Genomic DNA, 18,421 nt, shown 5'->3' on the forward strand with positions numbered 1-18,421 from the left:
TAGACATAATAAATACTCCCCCATAAGCAGCCAGATTTTTATTTTTTAATCTGTCTACCTAAAGGGGAGCATATCACATAGTGATTGGGGCTTTGATTTTGATTAAATGGAAGGGTTTTTATGACTGCCTGGACCGGGGTTCGGACTCAAACTCCTTAACAATCAGGTTTCTGTCCGAAGTTGCCCCTGCTTCAGACTCAAACCTCCTTTAACCTTTGATTTGTGTCCGAAGTTCCTCCTGCTTCAGACTCAAACTTCCTTTAACCTTGATTTGTGTCCGAAGTTACCTCAGTTGGCTTCATCTTCTCCCGTCCAACCTTCCTTGTGTTACCTTAACCTGGCCAGGCGCTCGTAAACCTCTTTTAAGTTTGAGCACCCTGATTTATGAACTCCCTCGATTAAACAGCACCACAGGAAAGCTGTCAGTTTTGCATCTCCCAGAGCATGATGGCGGTCCTTAACAGGGATGTTATAAGATTTACAGATATCTTCTAATTTCCATAATACTTTATTAGGATCAGTTATCCTATAAAGGAAGGAAGTATCTAATATCCTGTGCTTGAATGGAGTGCGAAAAAGCTTCCAGCTGCTGTACTGCATAAAGCTTTTTTCGTGGTTCGCATGATGGGCAACCAGCGGCATTTCCTTTACAAATTCAAGAAAGCTAATCAACACCTCCGAGAGGGGAGGAGCTTTTTCTAAATCAGCCTCAGATAGACCTGTCAGCTCCTTTATTTCACTTGAAAGAGGCTTATCAAAATGAACAAGTGAATAAAAACTGTCTTCACTGACTTTCCCGCTAATAATTTTAACGGCACCAATCGAAATAATTTGATCCCCTTTATCCGGATAAAATCCAGTTGTCTCAATATCAAAGACAGCCACATTCAAATTTACTAAGGGGATAGGCATTAAATCAGCATTCTGCAGCTCCCTCTGCATTTGTCTAATAAATGCTAAATGATGCGGATTTTGACCATTCATTCCACCTAACATGTTAGTCTGAAGTTTGCCCTGAATACCTCTGACAAATTGGACAAAAGGATGGAACTTCATTAACCTGCACCCTTTTGAATGGTCCTGACCACAAATTGATGAAGCTTTTTGGCATCCTTTAAAATATCTTTCAGTTCATTTCGCTCTGATATTGATAAGGTTTTAAGCTGAATGTAGTGAGTATCATCATAGGCATCTGTTTGCCTGTATGACTGAAGCCTCCATTTTAACAAGACAGCAAAATTATTTCGATATTTACCTAATCCCCCATAGCCATTTATGTTCATAATCTTATTCATTCGGGCAATAGTAGATGTGTCAAGGATACCTTCCTTCACAGCAAGAATTCTTACCGCATTTACATAAGGTATAAATGCAGCGTATTTTAGATCCAGCTCCCCTTGATGGCTTCCCTTTTCCTCTGCCAAAAGCTGGCCAAATGGACCTACTGATTTTTTCATATGCATGCTGGTCTCCACCATTCTGGTCAGCAGATGCGGGCTTTTTTGGAGATTCACGTGAATAAAGGATTTCAATTCTGCTATATACTCCTCCTCTCCTGCCAGCACTCTGCTGTCATAGAAAATATGGAGATTCCTGATCGTCTGCAGACTCTCCTCCTGCATCCATGCATGGATTTGTTCTTTCCATTCAGAAAGTGATTTACACCATAGCGGATTAGAGCTCATCACATTTCCTTCGCAAAATGGATAGCCAACAGCCTGTAAACCTTTTGAAACTTCCTCCCCCAGCTCTAAAAAATACTTTTCCGCTTCAGCAGCCCCTGATTCAAACACCAATCCGTGATCCTGGTCACTCAGAAAGCCCTGCTCCCTTCTCCCCGAGCTTCCCATTGTGAACCAGGCAAATTTCCATGAGGATGGCCTTTCAATTTTTTTGGTTCTTTCCAACGCCATACGAATAACAGCTTTCATGATAATGTCGTGAAAATCATTCAGAGCGCTGATATCTGAGCGGTATTTTAAGATCTGTTCCTCTTTCCACGTTTTTAGGGATTGATAAGAGTTAAATGTTGATTCCATCCAGGCACTTCCTTTAAAAGAAGCTCCAGTCTTGCTTACGAGCTTAACTTTTTGTTTTCATCAGCCATAAAGACTTCGGGATATCCATAGCTTCCATGTTCACTTAAATCCAATCCCATAATTTCTTCTTCCTCTGTTACCCGAAGTCCATTCAATACCTTCTTGGCAGCTGCCAAAATTATGAAGGAAACAGCAAAAGCATAAAGGCCGGAAACAGCGACACCCATAAACTGTACTCCCAGCTGTTCAAAACCTCCCCCATAAAACAGCCCAGGTTTACCGACTGATGCCAATTCAGGTGCAGCAAAGAATCCAGTAGATAATGTTCCCCATACCCCGGCAGCACCATGAACAGATAGAGCAAAGATTGGATCATCGATTTTTCGCTTTTCAACGAAACGCACACTGTAGAATACAAGGATTCCTGATACAAACCCTATGACAACAGCCGCCCATGTATCAACAAAAGCACAGGAAGCCGTAATTGCGACCAGACCTGCCAGGGCACCGTTAAGCATTGTGGGAACATCGGATTTACCCATAACCATCCATGAAATAATCAGTGCAGCAACTGCTCCTGCTCCGGCAGCAAGATTTGTGTTAAGAGCTACAAATCCAAAAAAACCATCTTCCACAGTCAAAGTACTGCCGGCGTTAAACCCAAACCAGCCAACCCACAGGATCAGCACACCCAAAGCTGTATATACCTGGTTATGGCCATAGATATTGTTAGCGGAACCATCTTTATTAAATTTTCCAATTCGGGGCTTAAGTAAAATGGTAGCTGCCAACGCTGCCATAGCACCCGTTAAGTGGACAACTGTTGAACCAGCAAAGTCCTGCTTGCCGTGTTCAGCAAGCCAGCCTCCTCCCCAAATCCAATGTGCGACGACAGGATAAACAATAGCAGAAAAAAGTACGGTAAAAATGAGGTAAACGGAAAGTTTTGCACGTTCAGCAAAGCCGCCTAATGCAATCGTAATGGAAATACCGGCAAATGCCATCTGAAATACGAAGAATACAGAAGAAGATAAGCTCATTCCCTCAAGCTCAGCACCTGAGTAAAAAAAATTTGATAACCCAACCAATATATTTGCATCATCGCCGAAAATGAAACCAAAGCCAATGGCCCAAAATACCAATGATGATAAACCAAAGGTAAAAATCGTTTTACCGGCAATATGCCCCGCATTTTTCATCCTGGTCGAACCGGCTTCAAGCATAACGAAACCACCAAGCATAAAAATGACTAAAATGGCTCCCAGCATTACCCAAAGACTATTCATTAAAAATGTGGCTTCCAAATGTAATTCCTCCCTTTTTCTATTAATGTAAGGATAATAATTACATTCATGTTATATTTCCTTACATCATTTAAATTTAATCCTTATTTTACTCTTTTTTACACCGATGTCAATAAATTTTTTGAAGATTTATAATTTTTATGTTATAAAACCTTACATAATGAAATTATTTGGATTGGCAATTTTATAGTTGCATCTGCTGTTCTTTAATCGGTTAAGTTAAAAACGAGCATTTATTTGCTCAAATTATCGTCGGGAGTGATGTATCATGGCAAGAAACAAACTTTTGGTACCCGGTGCAGGAACTGTATTGGATCAAATGAAACAGGAAATTGCCAATGAGTTTGGAGTTCAGCTTGGTGCTGATACAACCGCACGAGCAAACGGTTCTGTCGGCGGGGAAATGACAAAGCGACTTGTCGCGATGGCAGAGCAGCAGCTTAAAAACCAGCAAAATCAGTAAGATTGCTTGCTGGGATACCGGCCCTGTCCTAGGGCCGGTCTTTCACTCACCTAAACAGCACATTACAATGGAGGCAGACCTATGACCAACAAAAATGACAACCGCGAAAGAAAAAACAAATATCCAAATAATAAAAAGCAGGATGCAGAGTTCTCAAGAGAAGCAGATATCCGAAGCGAAATTACTAAAAAAGATCTGCAAAAATAACAAAAAACAAAAAAGGCATGTCACCTGACTGCCTTTTTTGAGTATTGCTATTATCCGTAATAAGGATTACTGCTCTTTTCCCCTAACCTATTGATCCTGCTGGAATTTGAGGCAAATACTCCAGCCTCACAAACAATTGCAAATAATGCTGTTCCAAAAGCAAGATGCAGAACTGCCCAGGATATTTCAATGTAGCTTATAATTGTGAGGATACCTATTAAGATTTGACCTAAAACCAGCAGGGAGGCAGCCATAAGCCGATTCTGCAATCCAGCCTCCCATCTGTTTTTAAATGAAAGATATGTAAGAAAAAATATGTAAAAGGCCAAAACTCCTGCCAAAAGCCTGTGTCCGGTCTGAATCACTTCCGGAAAAAATACTGGAATAAAGCCATTTGTACATTCAAGCCAGCTGCAGGCCAATCCGAATGATTCATGCTTAATATAAGCACCTAGAAATAAAGTAACAAGCAGCAGTAATAAAACTGTCTTAAATTTGTTTTGAACACTCCGGTCTCTTCTTGTTTTAATCCATGATGGCTGTTCATCAGCACGTCGCCAGATCCAGATTAGCGCAGCAAGGAAAACCATCGCTACCATCAGGTGGACAGACACAATTATAGCAGGCAAGTCCATCCAAACCACAGCTGCCCCCAGTAAAATTTGAACTAATAAAAGCAGAATAAGCACCTTAGAAGCTTTATCAAGTTCCCGCACCTGATTTGATTTTTGAATTCTAAAGTACAATACAGCTGTCATTATTCCAAGTACTGCACCAATAACTCTGTGAGTAAATTCAATTAATGTATCTCCTTCCAATACCGGGATCACCATCCCATTGCATAAAGGCCATTCAGGTCCGCACCCCATACCTGATTCCGAAGATGCGACATACCCGCCAAATACAATTAAAATATAGGTAAGAATAATGGTCGATAACGCCAGCCGTTTTACCTTCAAACTGCACACTCCTTATATTGCAAAATTCTAAATTTTGCAATCAGTTTATCAGAACCCCGACAAACTTTCGGTGATATGTATCACAATATAAAAATATAGGGAGCGAGCTGCAATTCATACAGTAAAACGCCAGAGTTCCCTCTGGCGCTGTATGGTCTTTAATCGCAGTCTAACGGGCAGTAAGACCCACACTGATTGAAGTTTCACGTTATTATTTTGTAAAACTCCGGCTGTAAAGTGTTAAATCTTCTATTTTAGAGCGATTAGGCTCATAGCCTATCCCCGGCTCCTGGGGCACGAATATAAACCCATCTTCCATAGTGACTTCAGGATCGATGATATCTTCTTTCCAGTAATGGGAAGACGGGGCTGTATCACCCGGAAGTGTAAAATTGGATAGGGAAGTTATGGCTATATTATGTGCACGTCCTATTCCAGCTTCAAGCATTCCGCCGCACCACATCGGAATGTTATGATCTCTGCAAAGGTCGTGAATTTTCCTTGACTCTGTAAGCCCGCCAACCCGGCCAATTTTTAAGTTTATGATTCTGCAGCTTCCAAGCTCGATCGCCTTTCTGGCATCCTCAAAGGTATGTATACTTTCATCCAGGCAAATTGGTGTATTCAAATGGCTTTGAAGCTTGGCATGGTCAATAATATCATCATGATCCAAAGGCTGCTCAATCATCATCAGATTAAACTCTTCCATCCTTTGAAGGTGACCAATATCATTAAGTGTATAGGCGCAATTAGCATCAGCCATAAGCTTAATATCAGGAAACCCGGCACGGATGGCTTTTAAGATCTGCACATCCCAGCCAGGCTTAATTTTCACTTTGATCCGCTGGTAGCCTTCATTTACATATCCTTCAATTTGCTTAAGCATCTTTATTTCTGATTCCTGAATACCTACACTGACGCCCACTTCTATTTTTTCCTTTTCTCCGCCCAGAGCTTTTGAGAGCGAGACCCCTCTCTCCCTTGCATAAAGGTCCCAGACAGCCCCCTCCAGCGCTGCTTTGGCATTAAAATTTCCCCTGATTGGCCTGAAAGCCTCTGAAACATCATCAGGGTGACGAATCTCTGATGCAAAAAGGACCGGTATTAAATGATCACTCATAATATGCCAATTTGTTTTAACTGTTTCTTCATTGTAGATTGGCTCCATAATGGAAACCGACTCCGCCCAGCCGGACTGCCCGCTTTTTGATTTTACTTCAACCAGAATAAAGTCCTTATCCACTTCTGTTCCGACACTTGTAGTAAACGGATTCAGCAGCTCCATTTTCACGTGCCTTAAAATGATGCTTTTAATTTCCATTTTCCCATTCTCCCGGCATTATCCCTTTTCCAAGAGATATAAGTATTGGTTTTCCGCAGCCTCGTGCTTTATAAGATCTGTTACAATCCAGCCTTTGCTGAGATAATGAGCAAATGCTTCTTTCGTGCTCTTTCTCCATTTCAGAGCCAATTCAAAATCCCGCTTTTTTATGTCCTGAAAATTACCTGGGACAGGTATAAGAATTTTTTTATTTTCATAGTCTAAATTTACTTTTTCAGGGACTGCCAAACCATCAGCGGCCCCTGTTTCTATTGCCCTTGGCAGAACTTCAGCAGACCATCGGCGTTCAGGAAAATCATCCTGAATTCGCCACTCCACTAAAAATCGATCAGATGGTATGCCTGCATTCATATGGTCTGACATTTCACCATAAGCATTTTCTATATATTGAGTGCATACAGCCCCGAGCTTATGAAGATTGAGATTGGCATTTACAGTTTCAAGAGGGTCGTATGTCCAGGAAATGAGATCATAGCCTTTCTTAAGTGCAGTCTGTTTTTGCGCATTTTTCAGCTTTTCTCCAATCCCCAGCGCCCGGTACTCCGGGTGAATCCCCAGGCTGTGGGAGCACAGATATACCTTTGTGCCGTCAAAGCCGGGAAAGCTGTATTGAAAACCGACCAGTTCCTCTCCCAGGAACGCACCTAACACAAACCCTCCATTTTTAACCGTTGCAACTGTATGATTAACCGGCACAGCTTCTTCCACACTCCATATTCTTGCTTCAAGTTCGTATACTGCTTCGAGATCCTTAACTGTGTGAAGGTTTTTAATGGCCAGTGATGTTAATGCTACTTGCTTCATAACCTTCCCCTTTCCCTAAAATTGCGATAAAGCCCCTAAAATATAATATGAGCTACAGCAGCTACAATCGGCAGCGTAATAATAGTACGGAGAAGGAATATAAGAATTAAATCCTTTATGCTGACAGGGAGATTTGACCCTAAAAGCAGGCCGCCCATTTCAGACATGTAAACGAGCTGTGTTACAGAGACACAGGCAATGACAAATCTCGTCATTTCACTTTCAATGCCGCTGCCGATGACTGCCGGAAGGAACATGTCTGCAAATCCAACCACCATTGTCTGGGCCGCTTCTGCCGCTTCCGGAATTTGCATTAGAGCCAGGATTGGCTCAAACGGCTTGCCAAGAATCGTAAAAGCCGGGGTGAATTCAGCAATCACCAGGGCAACCGTTCCAATTGCCATAACAATCGGCAGAACTCCCATCCACATGTCTAAAACATTCTCCAAACCTTCTTTTACAACAGCACCAGCACTATTATTTGTACGCGCTTTCTTAATAGCATTATTTAATCCCCATTTAACAGGTGTAGTATGTGAAGGAATAGAAGTTTCCTCTTTCATCACTGTTCCTTCATAAGCAGTATCGGCTTTTCTGGACAATGGCGGAATCCGCGGCATTACTACAGCTGCCACCAGACCAGCAAGGATAATCGTTAAATAGTAATGTATGAAATATTGCTCTAAATTTAAATATTGAATAATGACAATCGTAAACGTTATGGAAACAACCGAGAAGGTAGTTGCAACAACTGCCGCCTCCCGCTTTGTATAATATCCTTCTTCATATTGTTTTGTCGTTAGCAGGACTCCAATTGTTCCATCACCTACCCATGATGCCAGACAATCAAGCGAAGAACGTCCCGGCAGCTTAAAAACAGGTCTCATCACTTTAATCAATAATGCACCAAAAAATTCGAGCAGGCCAAAATTTAATAAAAGCGGCAGCAATAAACCTGCCAGAAGAAAGGTAGTAAACAGGATCGGAATTAGATCATAGATTAAGAGTGCGCCAGTGTTCTCTGAATATACTGGTTCCAGACCAATCTCAAATAAAGTAATAATAGCAAAAACTGTTCCAAGCAAACGGGCTGCTACCCAAAATTTACTTACATTTAGCAATTTGTTCAAATAAGGGCTGTTTAAGATAAAGCCCGGTTTAAAAACTGCTGTTATCAGTGAACCAATAACTGATAGAGCCATTATAGTAACAGTAATCGCAGGTATGGAAGCACCCAGCAGCCCGTTAATTTGATTTGCTAAATATGCAACCGGGATCGTAATCCCATCTTCTCCTTGAATCGGCACCATAAATAGTAAAACCCCGATCAGAGAAGGAATTAAAAATTTTAAATAGTCCCCGGCTGTGTAGGCTTCCCTTTCCTCCTGCTGAATGAATTTCTTTGAAAGACTGCTCATTCGTATGCCCCCTTTTATTACTCTGTTTTTAACACCCCTGCTGTTCAGCTTTATTCAACAAATAACTCCTGATCAGCGTATAAGATTTCCAGTTCCTGCTGTCTCTTGGCAATCCTTTCACGATCCTGTTCATCGATACCCGCGATCAGCACTTCCAGTAAACTAATAACCGATGCAATTGAATGATGTCCGGTATCCATTAGTTCATCAGTAGTAAGTGTGACTGCAGCCATCTGCCCGATCGGCGAAAGCTGCCGGTCTGTAATGGCTATCATCCTGGAGCCCTTCCTCTCAGCGAATGAGGCCAGCTTTATGGTTTCCTTTCGATAGCGAGGGAAAGAAAAAATGACAACTGCTGACTGTTCTGTCAAATCACACAAATCCTCAGGAAGAAAACCGTGAGGGCCTGAGATATAAACATTTATCCTCATTTGTTTAAGAGTGTAATAGAACCAGTATGCGGCCGCAAATGAGCTGCCAAACCCCCCAATATAAACCCTGTCTGCCTGAATTAAGGCATCAATTGCTTTCCAAAGCTCTCTTTCATCAACCTGATCAAGCAATTGCCGAAGTATTTTCCTCTCTTGATCAATGACTCTCTTAAACAGGTTCTCTTTCGCTGCATTTATTATGTAAGAGTCATTTTCTTCTGCAGCCTGCTGTTTCCCGGCTAGCCAGTCTTTTCTGATTTGTTCCTGCATTTGGGAATAACCGCTGAACCCCAGTGCATACGCAAGCCGAATGACCGTTGTCTCACTGACTCCTGCATTTCTGCCAACTTGAAATGCGGTTAACAACACCGCCTCATTAGCATGCTCCATAATAAATTCAGCTACTTTCCTCTGTCCTGGCGAGAGGGATGAATAGCTTTCTTTAATCATCTGGTTCATTGTTTTCTTATCCATGCCGACTCCTCATGAATAGTGAAGGAAAAACTTCTTACGCAAATTATAAAGCATGAAATGCTTCTCAAACAAGAAGATTTTACACTATTCAAAATTATTTTTATTTATATTTCGTTTAGTAATCCACTCTTTTATGTGAAGGTAATCCTTCTTTTAGTAAATTCTAAAGGATGAAATACTTCTTTAGCAAGAGAAAAATGTATTTTTAAAAATAAAAATTTATTTTTATGCATAAAACCACATTTCCTTCTAGATGGATGACTTAAAAAATATCTATCAATAGATACCTTTCGATATTCTTAAACGTCTAAAACAATTTTACGCAAACGGTTGCATCATTTTTCTGCCCGTGTTATTTTAAGATAATAATAAAGCTAAATAGTATTTTCATAGAAAAGATTCATGCATTCATCGAAATTTTTTTTCGTGAAATTATGGAAATGCTTTTTTAGTCCATTTAATGAAAGCCCATACAATAAGGGAGAGAAGAACAATGAAAAAATTATTTTCTTTTGATTTCTGGCAAAAGTTTGGCAAGGCATTACTTGTAGTAGTGGCCGTAATGCCAGCTGCAGGTATTATGATTTCACTTGGCAAGCTTGTTGGCATGACAGGTACTGACATAGCATTTGTGCAAGCGATTGCACGAGTTCTCGAGGATATCGGCTGGGCCATTATAACAAATCTTCATATCTTATTTGCAGTTGCAATTGGCGGTTCCTGGGCTAAGGAACGTGCAGGCGGAGCGTTTGCAGCTCTTATTGCTTTCATTCTGATTAATAGAATTACAGGCGCCATATTCGGTGTAAAATCCGACATGTTAGGTAATTCCGAGGCCACGGTAAAATCCCTGTTTGGACAAGATCTCATTGTCCCGGACTATTTCACTTCTGTTTTAGGCGCACCCGCATTAAATATGGGAGTATTCGTCGGGATTATTTCAGGTTTTCTTGGCGCAAATTTATTTAACAAGTATTATAACTATGATAAATTGCCAAATTCACTTTCCTTTTTCAATGGAAAGCGATTTGTACCCTTCACTGTAATCGGCGGCTCTGTTGCAGCAGCCTTGGTCTTATCAATTGTATGGCCATTCATTCAAGGATTATTAAATGATTTCGGACAATGGATTGCTACATCACGGAATACAGCACCAGTTATCGCTCCATTTGTTTTTGGCGCACTGGAAAGATTGCTTCTTCCATTTGGATTGCATCATATGCTGACAGTCCCAATTAATTATACAGAGCTCGGCGGAACTTACAAAATCCTGACAGGCTCTAACGCAGGTTCAACGGTCGCTGGACAAGATCCCCTATGGCTTGCATGGATTGCCGACCTGAATAACTTTTTGGCTGCAGGAGATACAGAAAGCTATAAGCAATTGCTGAATGACGTTACCCCTGCCCGCTTTAAAGTAGGCCAAATGATTCTGTCCGCTGCTGCCTTATTGGGAATTGCGCTTGCAATGTACCGCAATGTAGATCCTGAGAAAAAGAAGAAATACAAATCGATGTTCTTCTCCGCCGGTTTGGCAGTATTCTTAACTGGAGTAACAGAACCGATTGAATTTATGTTCATGTTTGCTGCTCCACTTCTTTATATCGTGTATGCAGTTATGACAGGTCTGGCATTTGCAGTCGTTGATATTATTAATATCCGTGTTCATTCTTTTGGGATCATTGAATTGATTACAAGAACACCAATGATTATAAAAGCTGGTTTATGGCTGGATCTTGTAAACTTTGTAATTGCCTGCCTGGTATTCTTCGGACTAAACTTTTGGGTTGCCAATTTTATGATCAGAAAATTTAACTTCCCTACACCAGGACGCAATGGAAACTATATTGAAGAAGAAAATACTGCTTCATCTTCAGATATTTCAGTCAAGAAAAATTCACTAGCTCCTGTGTTAATCAAATTATTAGGCGGAAAAGAAAATATTGAAGACGTTGATGCCTGTATGACCCGCTTGCGTGTCACAGTAAAGGACACTGCATCAGTTGCTGATGAACAGGAATGGAAGAAGAATGGAGCTTTAGGTCTTATCGTTAAGGACAAAGGCGTTCAAGCAATTTATGGACCAAAAGCAGATGTCCTTAAATCTGATATCCAAGACCTTTTGGGAGCTTAACAATGAAATTATTAACTCTAAACTGTCACTCATGGCAGGAGGAACAGCAGCTGGAAAAAATTAAAATTCTTGCTGAGGCTATTAAGGAGAACCGCTATGATGTCATCGCTCTGCAGGAAGTCAGCCAGCATATCAAAGCCCCTTTAATAGATGGCCATATCAAAAAAGATAACTATGCACTGCTGTTAATTGAAGAATTGAGAAAAATAGGTGTGGAAGATTACGTTTTTAAATGGGATTTCTCACATATTGGCTATGATATATATGAAGAGGGTCTTGCCATATTGACAAAGCATGAAATAAAGGAGGATTTTTCCTTCTTTATTACCCAAAATAAAGACCAGGCACACTGGAAGACACGAAAAATTATTGGCGTTAAATTAGTTTACAAAAACAGACCAATTACCTTTTATTCTTGTCACCTTGGCTGGTGGGATGATGAAGAAGAATCCTTTAAATTTCAGGCTGAATCTCTTCTTGCACATGCATCTAAAGATGAACCCGCCATTTTTATGGGTGATTTCAACAGCTCGGCGTATGTCCGCAATGAAGGTTATGACTTTCTCATTGACAAAGGGCTTTATGACACTTTTGAATTAGCAGACAAGCAGGATTCAGGAGTGACGGTTAAAGGCAAAATTGCCGGCTGGGACGAAAATAAACATGAGATGCGCATCGACTTGATTTTATCATCGTATCCGATCCATCCAAAATATTCCCGAGTTATTTTTAATGGCACAAACAAACCCATCATTTCAGATCATTATGGTGTGGAAATTGAAATATAAGCAAAAGTCCCTGACAATTCAGTCAGGGGCTTTTTACACTTTTAACTTATAGATAGGTTCCGGATGAAAGGCCTGAAAAACCTCACCTGTCGGTTCAAAACCAACTTTCTCATATACACGAATAGCCGGCTCGTTCTCCCTGATGACAGATAGGTAGATTTCATGGCACCCATATTTCTCTTTCATTTCCTCAATTACAAGTTCAATTGCCGGTATGCCATAGCCCTTCCCCTGAAATTGATGTCCAAGCATCAGACTGACAAGTTCATATCGGCCATGCTCTTTATCCAGACCATGAGTCGCAAAGCCAATTAATGATTCGCTATCGTATATAGCTTTACATGTCCAGCCATTGACTGAAGCCAGAGCAATGAAAAAAGCATTGGAACCGACAAACCTTTCGAAAATTTGAAACTTCTTTTCCTGCTCTTCTTCAGATTTCAAATTAATAACCTCAAAAAAATTTTTCTCTGTAACAGGTTTCAGTTGTAAATCCATGTCATCTTTCCTCTCTTTCCAAATCATTACTCAAAATAAATTCGCATCCATAGCCAAGAATTCCTTTATAAAAAGATAAAAAGCCTCCCACTAAAATTTATAGGGAGGCTCCTGCATTATTATTTTTTCCGTTTCTTTGTCAATCTGCCTAATAAGAAAGCTCCTGCTGCAACACCAATGACAGTATTTGTTTTCTTGGTAAATACCTGCTTGGCCACAAGGTTTAAGTTCTGCGGCCGTTCTGCCAGGCGTCTCATGAAGTAGCCATACCAGTCATGTCCAAAAGGAACATATGTGCAGAAATTATAGCCTTCACCAGCAAGCTTCAGCTGCATATCCTTGCGGAAGCCATAGAGCATTTGGAATTCAAATTTATCTTTAGGAATATTGTTAGCCCTTACAAAATCTTTTACATGATTAATTACATTATGGTCATGTGTTGCAATTGACGTGAATTTGCCATTCAGCAAATGCCATTCTATTAATTTTATAAAGTTAGCGTCAATGTCATTTTTGTCCTGATAAGCAATTTCTTCAGGCTCTTTGTAAGCTCCTTTTACAATCCGCAGCCGGAAGTTCTGATATTTCTTCAGATCTTCTTCTGCATCCAGGAAATATGCCTGAATAACTGTACCGAAGTTATTGTATTCTTTGGATAATTCATCCAAAATGTCAAAGGAAGGCTGCAAACGCTTGGAGTCTTCCATATCCATATTCACAAAAATACCATAACGGCTTGCTCTCTCTACTATCTCCCTGACATTTTCAAGGCAGAAAGAGTAGTCAATATCAAGACCTAATTGAGAAGGCTTTAAAGAGATATGTGCATCCACCTGATTTGCATGAATGGCCTCTATCACTTCTATAATTTGTTTTTTCGCTTCTGCCGCCTCTTCTTTTTTATAAACAAATTCCCCGAGGTTATCGACAGTACAAGAGATGCCATGAGCATTAAGCTCTTTTATGCTCTGAATTGCTTCATATAGATTTGTCCCAGCAACTACATTCTGCGCGCCTAGTTTCAATCCATATTTCTTTGCGGCACTATTCAGAAATTCGTTTTGGGAAAGGCCTATAAACAGATCTTTCAACATAGAAATATCCCCTAACTCTTGTAATTTCACAATAAAATTATAGCATAGATTTTCAATAAAAATTATTTTGTGAATTTTTATATTTTAACGATTCCCTATCACTGTTTCGTTAAAACATCGGAGGAAATTCCAGCTCAAAAAGACCCTATCCAGATGCACAAAAAAGTGCCTGGGCAGTTACAGCCAAGCACTTTAAGTATGATTCCGACTGGGTTCGAACCAGGGACCTCTACCCTGTCAAAGTAGCAAACAGTCACGGAAGCAATAAAGTTATTATTGAATATCCCTTGCATATTAAGGATTTAGAAGGTATGAAGTTTGTTCCTTTAGGTCTAAAAAAGACCGTTGTTGACCGTGTTCGTCAACAATTCGTCAACAACCCCATAATTTAGACCTCTCTTGCCAGTCCTGAATAATACATAATAACAGTTGCCTAATAAATATGTACTCATGGTAAAATTAAATTAATGATAGATCATAGTCTGCCTCCTGAGCTGTAGTCGTTTGTTCGAATCTCGATTGGGATGCTACAAAAGAAAAGCGCGAAACCCATGTATATCAAGGGTTTGGCGTTTTTTATTTTATTCAATTTGATTAGTCATAAACCATTGAATTCCAAGTTTGGGGTCGGTTTGGGGTCGGAACGAATTTTTTTCCTAATTAACTGCTCCTGGCCGCTTAATTTCTACAGTTATATTTGGCTTTATCTTTACTGCAGAATACTTCTCACTTAATTCTCCATTGCTTAAATGAGAATATTTCCTTAAACTTTTTATTTTTCTTCCAATTCCTATGGGATCTGTTTCTAAGATTTTTAATTCCTCAAGAATTTTCTCGAATTCATTATTAAGTTCTTCACCAATCAAGCGCTCTAATTTTCTTGTTGATTCTTTATCAATTATGGAAGTAGATGGCTGAGTTTCTAATATTGAAACTGAAATAGACGCGTTTAAGTTTACTATTTCATTATTAACTACCTCAATTTTCCCGCGATAATTGATAGGGTGTAAGGTAATTTTATACTTTTCATTTTCTGCATTCTCAGAGATAAGTACTCCAGTTTTCTCTAATTTATCAGAAGGTATCGTTAAGGTTAAATCCCCTAAGAAAGCATTTTTGTTAGTGAATAATTTTATGTAGAAGGTTTTGATTAAAGAAATAGAACCAACCATTTTATCATCCCTGAATAATGCTACTGCTTCTATAAAAGGTGCTTCACCTTTAATATTTTTTATAATAGGCAGCGTAGGATCAATGCCACTCTCATATAATGCGGAAACAAAGTCATGCAAGTTAGAGTTTATTAACATTTCTTTTTTCTCATGTTTGTCCAGTAACTGATACATATAGGAACCCATTTCAGGAAACTCTTCATATTCTTTACTATTTATCGTTTCCTCCGATTTTTCTGTGATCGCTAAGAATATGAGGGGATTTATGCTGGTGTCTCTTAGCATCGTATCAAGAAATGAAAATATCCCTTCCTCAGCCATTTTTTTATCAAATAAGATGGTTCTTAATTGTCCAGAGGAAATGTCATGGCTTGTTTGCTGCTCCAGCCTTTGTCGAATTTCTTTACTGGTAGAACCCTCAGCAGAAATGGTAGTACTTGTCTTTCCCTGTGAACCGTCAAATTGCAAAAGACTTATTGTGCCTTTGTAAGTCTCATCATCCAGTAAGTCGAAACCAAGAATAGTTGAAATACCCTGCATCTCGATTATTTTGCTTGGAGGGACACATGAAGTACAGATAAGGGTACAAACCAAAATAAAGAATCTTAATTTCATTATTTCAACTCCCCTTATGAACGACCAACGATTTTTGATTTAATGGTAATGATGCCATATAAAACTACAGGGTATACAAACCATAAATAAAATCCAATTTGAGCAACTTTATCTATAAAATAATCATTATCAACTCTTTTGGTGATAAAAAAACTGCAGATAAAAATGATAATTGAAATTATCCATATTCCATATTTCTGCTTTATGCGAAAAATCTGTTTAACACCATTGGAAGATAAAAATAACGATATACACAAGTTAGGAAAAATTACGATTATCCATATTGGAACTACTATAAATTCAAAGCGCTCAATAAACGGAAAACGCATAGTACTGATAATGCTGACAAATGGCCAGATATTTAACTCTAATTCTTTTGAGCTAAAAAACAATATAGAGAAAATGGTAATGATTAAAACAAGAAATGTTGTAAACCATATTGCCAGTTGACTGTATAAGTGGACCTTTTTTTTCTCCTTGAAAAATGGAAAAAGAAAAAGTAACGCCTCGAAGCCCAACATTGTATAGCTACTTTTGTAGACTCCATTCATAATTTCAGTCGGCCTAGTCGATAAAATGGGTAATATTCTATCGAGATTTAAACTTTGAAGAGGTTGATACAATACGAATAACATCCATATGACAATAATAAAAGATAAAAAACAAATACCAGCAACAACTCTGAATCCGCCAGACACACCATAAATTGTTATCAAAACTAATGACAGGACACCGACCCATTCATAGAGACCTTCATAACCCCACGTAAGTGATAGTTCAACATAACTTATGGTGATTGAATAATGAACTGCCATAAAGTAAACGACAATTACGACATTAATGATGCTGCCAAACATACGTCCAAATAAATTTTCATGTATTTCAAATAGCGTACGATTTTCATTCTGTTTAAGTATGGATATCATTATCCAAGTTATAAAGCTAATTGCTATACCAGACAGTAAAACCGAAATCCAGGCATCTTTCTTAGATTCTAAGTACACGATTCTTGGAGCTCCAAGGATACCCATACCAAATTGAGATGTGTGTATAATAAAAAAGGCCATAAAGGCATTGACAATGGTATTTGACTTCATTTTCCACCTCAAATTTCATGTGAATTTGAACTTTTTATTACCTCTCCCTTATTCGAATTGTATCTTTTGGGCGATTGACTACAGGGCGTTTGGTATAAAAATGGTGGGGGAGCCGAAATAGAAAGTATTTTAAATCCTCCTTTCTGAACGGATATAATGGCGCAAGATAGGGCTTATTTAAAGACGTAAGCTTTAACAAATGAACCATTAGTATACAAACACTAATCATAATCCCATTCAAACCCCATAAACCAGCCAAAATAATACATGGAAATCTTGCTATCCGAATCGCAGTACCCATTTCATAAATAGGAGCCAGAAAAGCCCCTAGTGCACTGAAGGCAACTATAATAATTAAAATATTACTTGTTAATCCTGCCTCAACTGTAGCTTGGCCTACAACAATTCCTCCAACAATCCCCATTGTTTGACCTACTTTAGAAGGGAGTCGTGCACCAGCTTCTCTAAGTAATTCAATTAATAATTCAAGTAAAAGAGCTTCTAATAAAGGTGGAAAAGGAACTTGTGAGCGCGATTCTCCTATTATAATCAACAATTTAGAAGGTATCAGTTCAAAATGATAGGTCATTGTAGCTACATAGAATGCAGTTAAAAATAAAGATACTATCATAGCAAAAATTCGAGTAAATCGTATAAATGTACTTAGCGACCATCTTAAATAGATATCTTCTGTTGATTCAAAGAACGAAAAAAAGTTAGCTGGCCCAATAATAGCTACTGGACTGCCATCCATAAATACACCAATTCTTCCGTTCAAAATCGAGTAAATAAATCGATCGGGTAATTCTGTTAATAGAAGCTGCGGAAAAAATGTATAGTGATCGTCTTCTAGGCATTGCGCTAAAACTGAACTGTCATTAATATTATCTGGTTTTATTTTTTCTAATCTTTCTTTAAGGTTATTTAGTGTTTCATCATTTGCTATATCTTTTATATATACGATTCTTACTTCCTTCTTAACACGTTCCCCAATTGTTAAGCTATCAGTACACAAATTATAATCATTAAGGTTTTGCCTGATAATCTTGATATTTGATGATAATGACTCTGTAAAGGATATCTTAGGTCCATATACTAATGATTCTGTTTCTGCCTTCTCAATTGATCTTTCAAGAGTATTATTGCAATTTACCATAAAACCTTTTTTCTCATTTAAGAAATAAATATAAGAAAATCCTTTTAAAAGAGATGAGATGAACTCATTCTTTTCGATTTCAGTTTTTATTTCCTCAATTGGTATGTTATTAACCAAATAAGTGTAATTTAAGTGTTTTTCTGGAATTGTTTGCATGTATTTAATAACATATTCATTTAGGACTTCCTGATTAATTAAATTCTTCATAAAAACGATTTGAATAGTTTGCCTTCCCAATTCCATTTTTCTACACATCAAATCTGGCGAGTCATTAAGCACGGTTCTTATTTCCTGATAATCTAGGAAGTCATTTTTGCTTTTCATTTGTGACCTACCCTTTACTCATTTCTTTTAGTTTTTGTTTCTGGGAAGAATTTATACGCAACATTGAAACTTGGGTTAAAACATTGATATTATTTGAAATTT

17 protein-coding genes are annotated in these 18,421 nt (G+C 38.7%); 4 read left to right on the forward strand and 13 right to left on the reverse strand.

The features are described from left to right. Positions 1–327: 327 nt before the first annotated feature. Genes ACTHRG_RS07940 through ACTHRG_RS07950 form a run of 3 tightly spaced genes read right to left on the reverse strand, consistent with a single transcriptional unit; the run spans position 328 to position 3,343 of the window. The gene (locus ACTHRG_RS07940; RefSeq protein WP_440230973.1) at positions 328–1,056 is read right to left on the reverse strand and encodes an exonuclease domain-containing protein; all 729 of its coding nucleotides are present in this window, start codon (positions 1,054–1,056) and stop codon (positions 328–330) included. Further along, positions 1,056–2,039: a DUF294 nucleotidyltransferase-like domain-containing protein gene (locus tag ACTHRG_RS07945; protein ID WP_440230976.1), complete on the reverse strand. Its 984-nt coding sequence runs from the start codon at positions 2,037–2,039 to the stop codon at positions 1,056–1,058. The genes ACTHRG_RS07940 and ACTHRG_RS07945 overlap by 1 nt, the downstream gene beginning before the upstream one ends. 35 nt (positions 2,040–2,074) lie before the next feature. Then, entirely contained in the window at positions 2,075–3,343 is a 1,269-nt protein-coding gene (locus tag ACTHRG_RS07950; protein ID WP_076256843.1) for an ammonium transporter, read from the reverse strand. 268 nt (positions 3,344–3,611) lie between these two features. Here ACTHRG_RS07950 and ACTHRG_RS07955 point away from each other — a divergent pair, with 268 nt between their 5' ends. Next, a complete protein-coding gene (locus tag ACTHRG_RS07955) occupies positions 3,612–3,806 on the forward strand; it encodes an alpha/beta-type small acid-soluble spore protein (RefSeq protein ID WP_076256841.1) in 195 nt (64 codons plus the stop codon). Positions 3,807–3,887: 81 nt separating this feature from the next. Then, complete coding sequence (locus ACTHRG_RS07960) at positions 3,888–4,013, forward strand: hypothetical protein (protein WP_258750025.1); 126 nt, start codon at positions 3,888–3,890, stop codon at positions 4,011–4,013. Between the two features lie 50 nt (positions 4,014–4,063). On the opposite strand, the gene ACTHRG_RS07965 is transcribed toward ACTHRG_RS07960, so the two are convergent. The 5 genes from ACTHRG_RS07965 to ACTHRG_RS07985 form a co-directional block, all read right to left on the reverse strand. Then, positions 4,064–4,972, reverse strand: a complete 909-nt coding sequence (locus tag ACTHRG_RS07965) for a COX15/CtaA family protein (protein ID WP_440230978.1) — start codon at positions 4,970–4,972, stop codon at positions 4,064–4,066. A gap of 211 nt (positions 4,973–5,183) precedes the next feature. Further along, the gene (menC, locus tag ACTHRG_RS07970; RefSeq protein WP_440230979.1) at positions 5,184–6,293 is read right to left on the reverse strand and encodes an o-succinylbenzoate synthase; all 1,110 of its coding nucleotides are present in this window, start codon (positions 6,291–6,293) and stop codon (positions 5,184–5,186) included. An 18-nt stretch (positions 6,294–6,311) separates the two neighbouring features. Next, positions 6,312–7,118 carry a GNAT family N-acetyltransferase gene (locus ACTHRG_RS07975; RefSeq protein ID WP_440230980.1) on the reverse strand — a complete coding sequence of 269 codons (807 nt, stop codon included), beginning with the start codon at positions 7,116–7,118 and terminating at the stop codon, positions 6,312–6,314. A gap of 35 nt (positions 7,119–7,153) precedes the next feature. Continuing rightward, on the reverse strand, positions 7,154–8,536 hold the full coding sequence (locus tag ACTHRG_RS07980) for a YjiH family protein (protein WP_440230981.1): 1,383 nt from the start codon (positions 8,534–8,536) through the stop codon (positions 7,154–7,156). Positions 8,537–8,586: 50 nt separating this feature from the next. Next, the gene (locus ACTHRG_RS07985; RefSeq protein WP_440230982.1) at positions 8,587–9,441 is read right to left on the reverse strand and encodes a MurR/RpiR family transcriptional regulator; all 855 of its coding nucleotides are present in this window, start codon (positions 9,439–9,441) and stop codon (positions 8,587–8,589) included. Positions 9,442–9,934: 493 nt separating this feature from the next. Here ACTHRG_RS07985 and ACTHRG_RS07990 point away from each other — a divergent pair, with 493 nt between their 5' ends. Together ACTHRG_RS07990 and ACTHRG_RS07995 are read left to right on the forward strand one after the other, a co-directional pair. Next, positions 9,935–11,575, forward strand: a complete 1,641-nt coding sequence (locus tag ACTHRG_RS07990; RefSeq protein WP_440230984.1) for a PTS transporter subunit IIBC — start codon at positions 9,935–9,937, stop codon at positions 11,573–11,575. Between the two features lie 2 nt (positions 11,576–11,577). Continuing rightward, positions 11,578–12,363: an endonuclease/exonuclease/phosphatase family protein gene (locus tag ACTHRG_RS07995; RefSeq protein WP_076256830.1), complete on the forward strand. Its 786-nt coding sequence runs from the start codon at positions 11,578–11,580 to the stop codon at positions 12,361–12,363. A gap of 33 nt (positions 12,364–12,396) precedes the next feature. Here ACTHRG_RS07995 and ACTHRG_RS08000 read toward each other — a convergent pair whose 3' ends face one another. The 5 genes from ACTHRG_RS08000 to ACTHRG_RS08020 all read right to left on the reverse strand — a co-directional run bounded on the left by ACTHRG_RS08000 (position 12,397) and on the right by ACTHRG_RS08020 (position 18,319). Beyond that, positions 12,397–12,861, reverse strand: coding sequence for a GNAT family N-acetyltransferase (locus tag ACTHRG_RS08000; protein ID WP_076256828.1), 465 nt, complete (start codon positions 12,859–12,861; stop codon positions 12,397–12,399). A gap of 119 nt (positions 12,862–12,980) precedes the next feature. After that, a complete protein-coding gene (locus tag ACTHRG_RS08005) occupies positions 12,981–13,955 on the reverse strand; it encodes a proline dehydrogenase family protein (protein ID WP_440230986.1) in 975 nt (324 codons plus the stop codon). Between the two features lie 656 nt (positions 13,956–14,611). After that, entirely contained in the window at positions 14,612–15,742 is a 1,131-nt protein-coding gene (locus ACTHRG_RS08010; RefSeq protein WP_076256824.1) for a Ger(x)C family spore germination protein, read from the reverse strand. A 14-nt stretch (positions 15,743–15,756) separates the two neighbouring features. Continuing rightward, positions 15,757–16,839, reverse strand: coding sequence for a GerAB/ArcD/ProY family transporter (locus ACTHRG_RS08015; protein ID WP_440230987.1), 1,083 nt, complete (start codon positions 16,837–16,839; stop codon positions 15,757–15,759). A 37-nt stretch (positions 16,840–16,876) separates the two neighbouring features. Continuing rightward, positions 16,877–18,319 carry a spore germination protein gene (locus tag ACTHRG_RS08020; protein ID WP_076256823.1) on the reverse strand — a complete coding sequence of 481 codons (1,443 nt, stop codon included), beginning with the start codon at positions 18,317–18,319 and terminating at the stop codon, positions 16,877–16,879. Positions 18,320–18,421 lie beyond the last annotated feature (102 nt).

The organism is Cytobacillus sp. SAFR-174, from assembly GCF_051964675.1.
In the GTDB taxonomy this organism is placed as follows: domain Bacteria; phylum Bacillota; class Bacilli; order Bacillales; family Cytobacillaceae; genus Cytobacillus.

Coding starts and splice junctions, on each gene's coding strand:
- ACTHRG_RS07940 (WP_440230973.1), bottom strand. CDS start 1,056: ATGAAGTTCCATCCTTTTGTCCAATTTGTCAGAGGTATTCAGGGCAAA.
- ACTHRG_RS07945 (WP_440230976.1), bottom strand. CDS start 2,039: ATGGAATCAACATTTAACTCTTATCAATCCCTAAAAACGTGGAAAGAG.
- ACTHRG_RS07955 (WP_076256841.1), top strand. CDS start 3,612: ATGGCAAGAAACAAACTTTTGGTACCCGGTGCAGGAACTGTATTGGAT.
- ACTHRG_RS07960 (WP_258750025.1), top strand. CDS start 3,888: ATGACCAACAAAAATGACAACCGCGAAAGAAAAAACAAATATCCAAAT.
- menC (WP_440230979.1), bottom strand. CDS start 6,293: ATGGAAATTAAAAGCATCATTTTAAGGCACGTGAAAATGGAGCTGCTG.
- ACTHRG_RS07975 (WP_440230980.1), bottom strand. CDS start 7,118: ATGAAGCAAGTAGCATTAACATCACTGGCCATTAAAAACCTTCACACA.
- ACTHRG_RS07980 (WP_440230981.1), bottom strand. CDS start 8,536: ATGAGCAGTCTTTCAAAGAAATTCATTCAGCAGGAGGAAAGGGAAGCC.
- ACTHRG_RS07985 (WP_440230982.1), bottom strand. CDS start 9,441: ATGGATAAGAAAACAATGAACCAGATGATTAAAGAAAGCTATTCATCC.
- ACTHRG_RS07990 (WP_440230984.1), top strand. CDS start 9,935: ATGAAAAAATTATTTTCTTTTGATTTCTGGCAAAAGTTTGGCAAGGCA.
- ACTHRG_RS07995 (WP_076256830.1), top strand. CDS start 11,578: ATGAAATTATTAACTCTAAACTGTCACTCATGGCAGGAGGAACAGCAG.
- ACTHRG_RS08000 (WP_076256828.1), bottom strand. CDS start 12,861: ATGGATTTACAACTGAAACCTGTTACAGAGAAAAATTTTTTTGAGGTT.
- ACTHRG_RS08005 (WP_440230986.1), bottom strand. CDS start 13,955: ATGTTGAAAGATCTGTTTATAGGCCTTTCCCAAAACGAATTTCTGAAT.
- ACTHRG_RS08010 (WP_076256824.1), bottom strand. CDS start 15,742: ATGAAATTAAGATTCTTTATTTTGGTTTGTACCCTTATCTGTACTTCA.
- ACTHRG_RS08015 (WP_440230987.1), bottom strand. CDS start 16,839: ATGAAGTCAAATACCATTGTCAATGCCTTTATGGCCTTTTTTATTATA.
- ACTHRG_RS08020 (WP_076256823.1), bottom strand. CDS start 18,319: ATGAAAAGCAAAAATGACTTCCTAGATTATCAGGAAATAAGAACCGTG.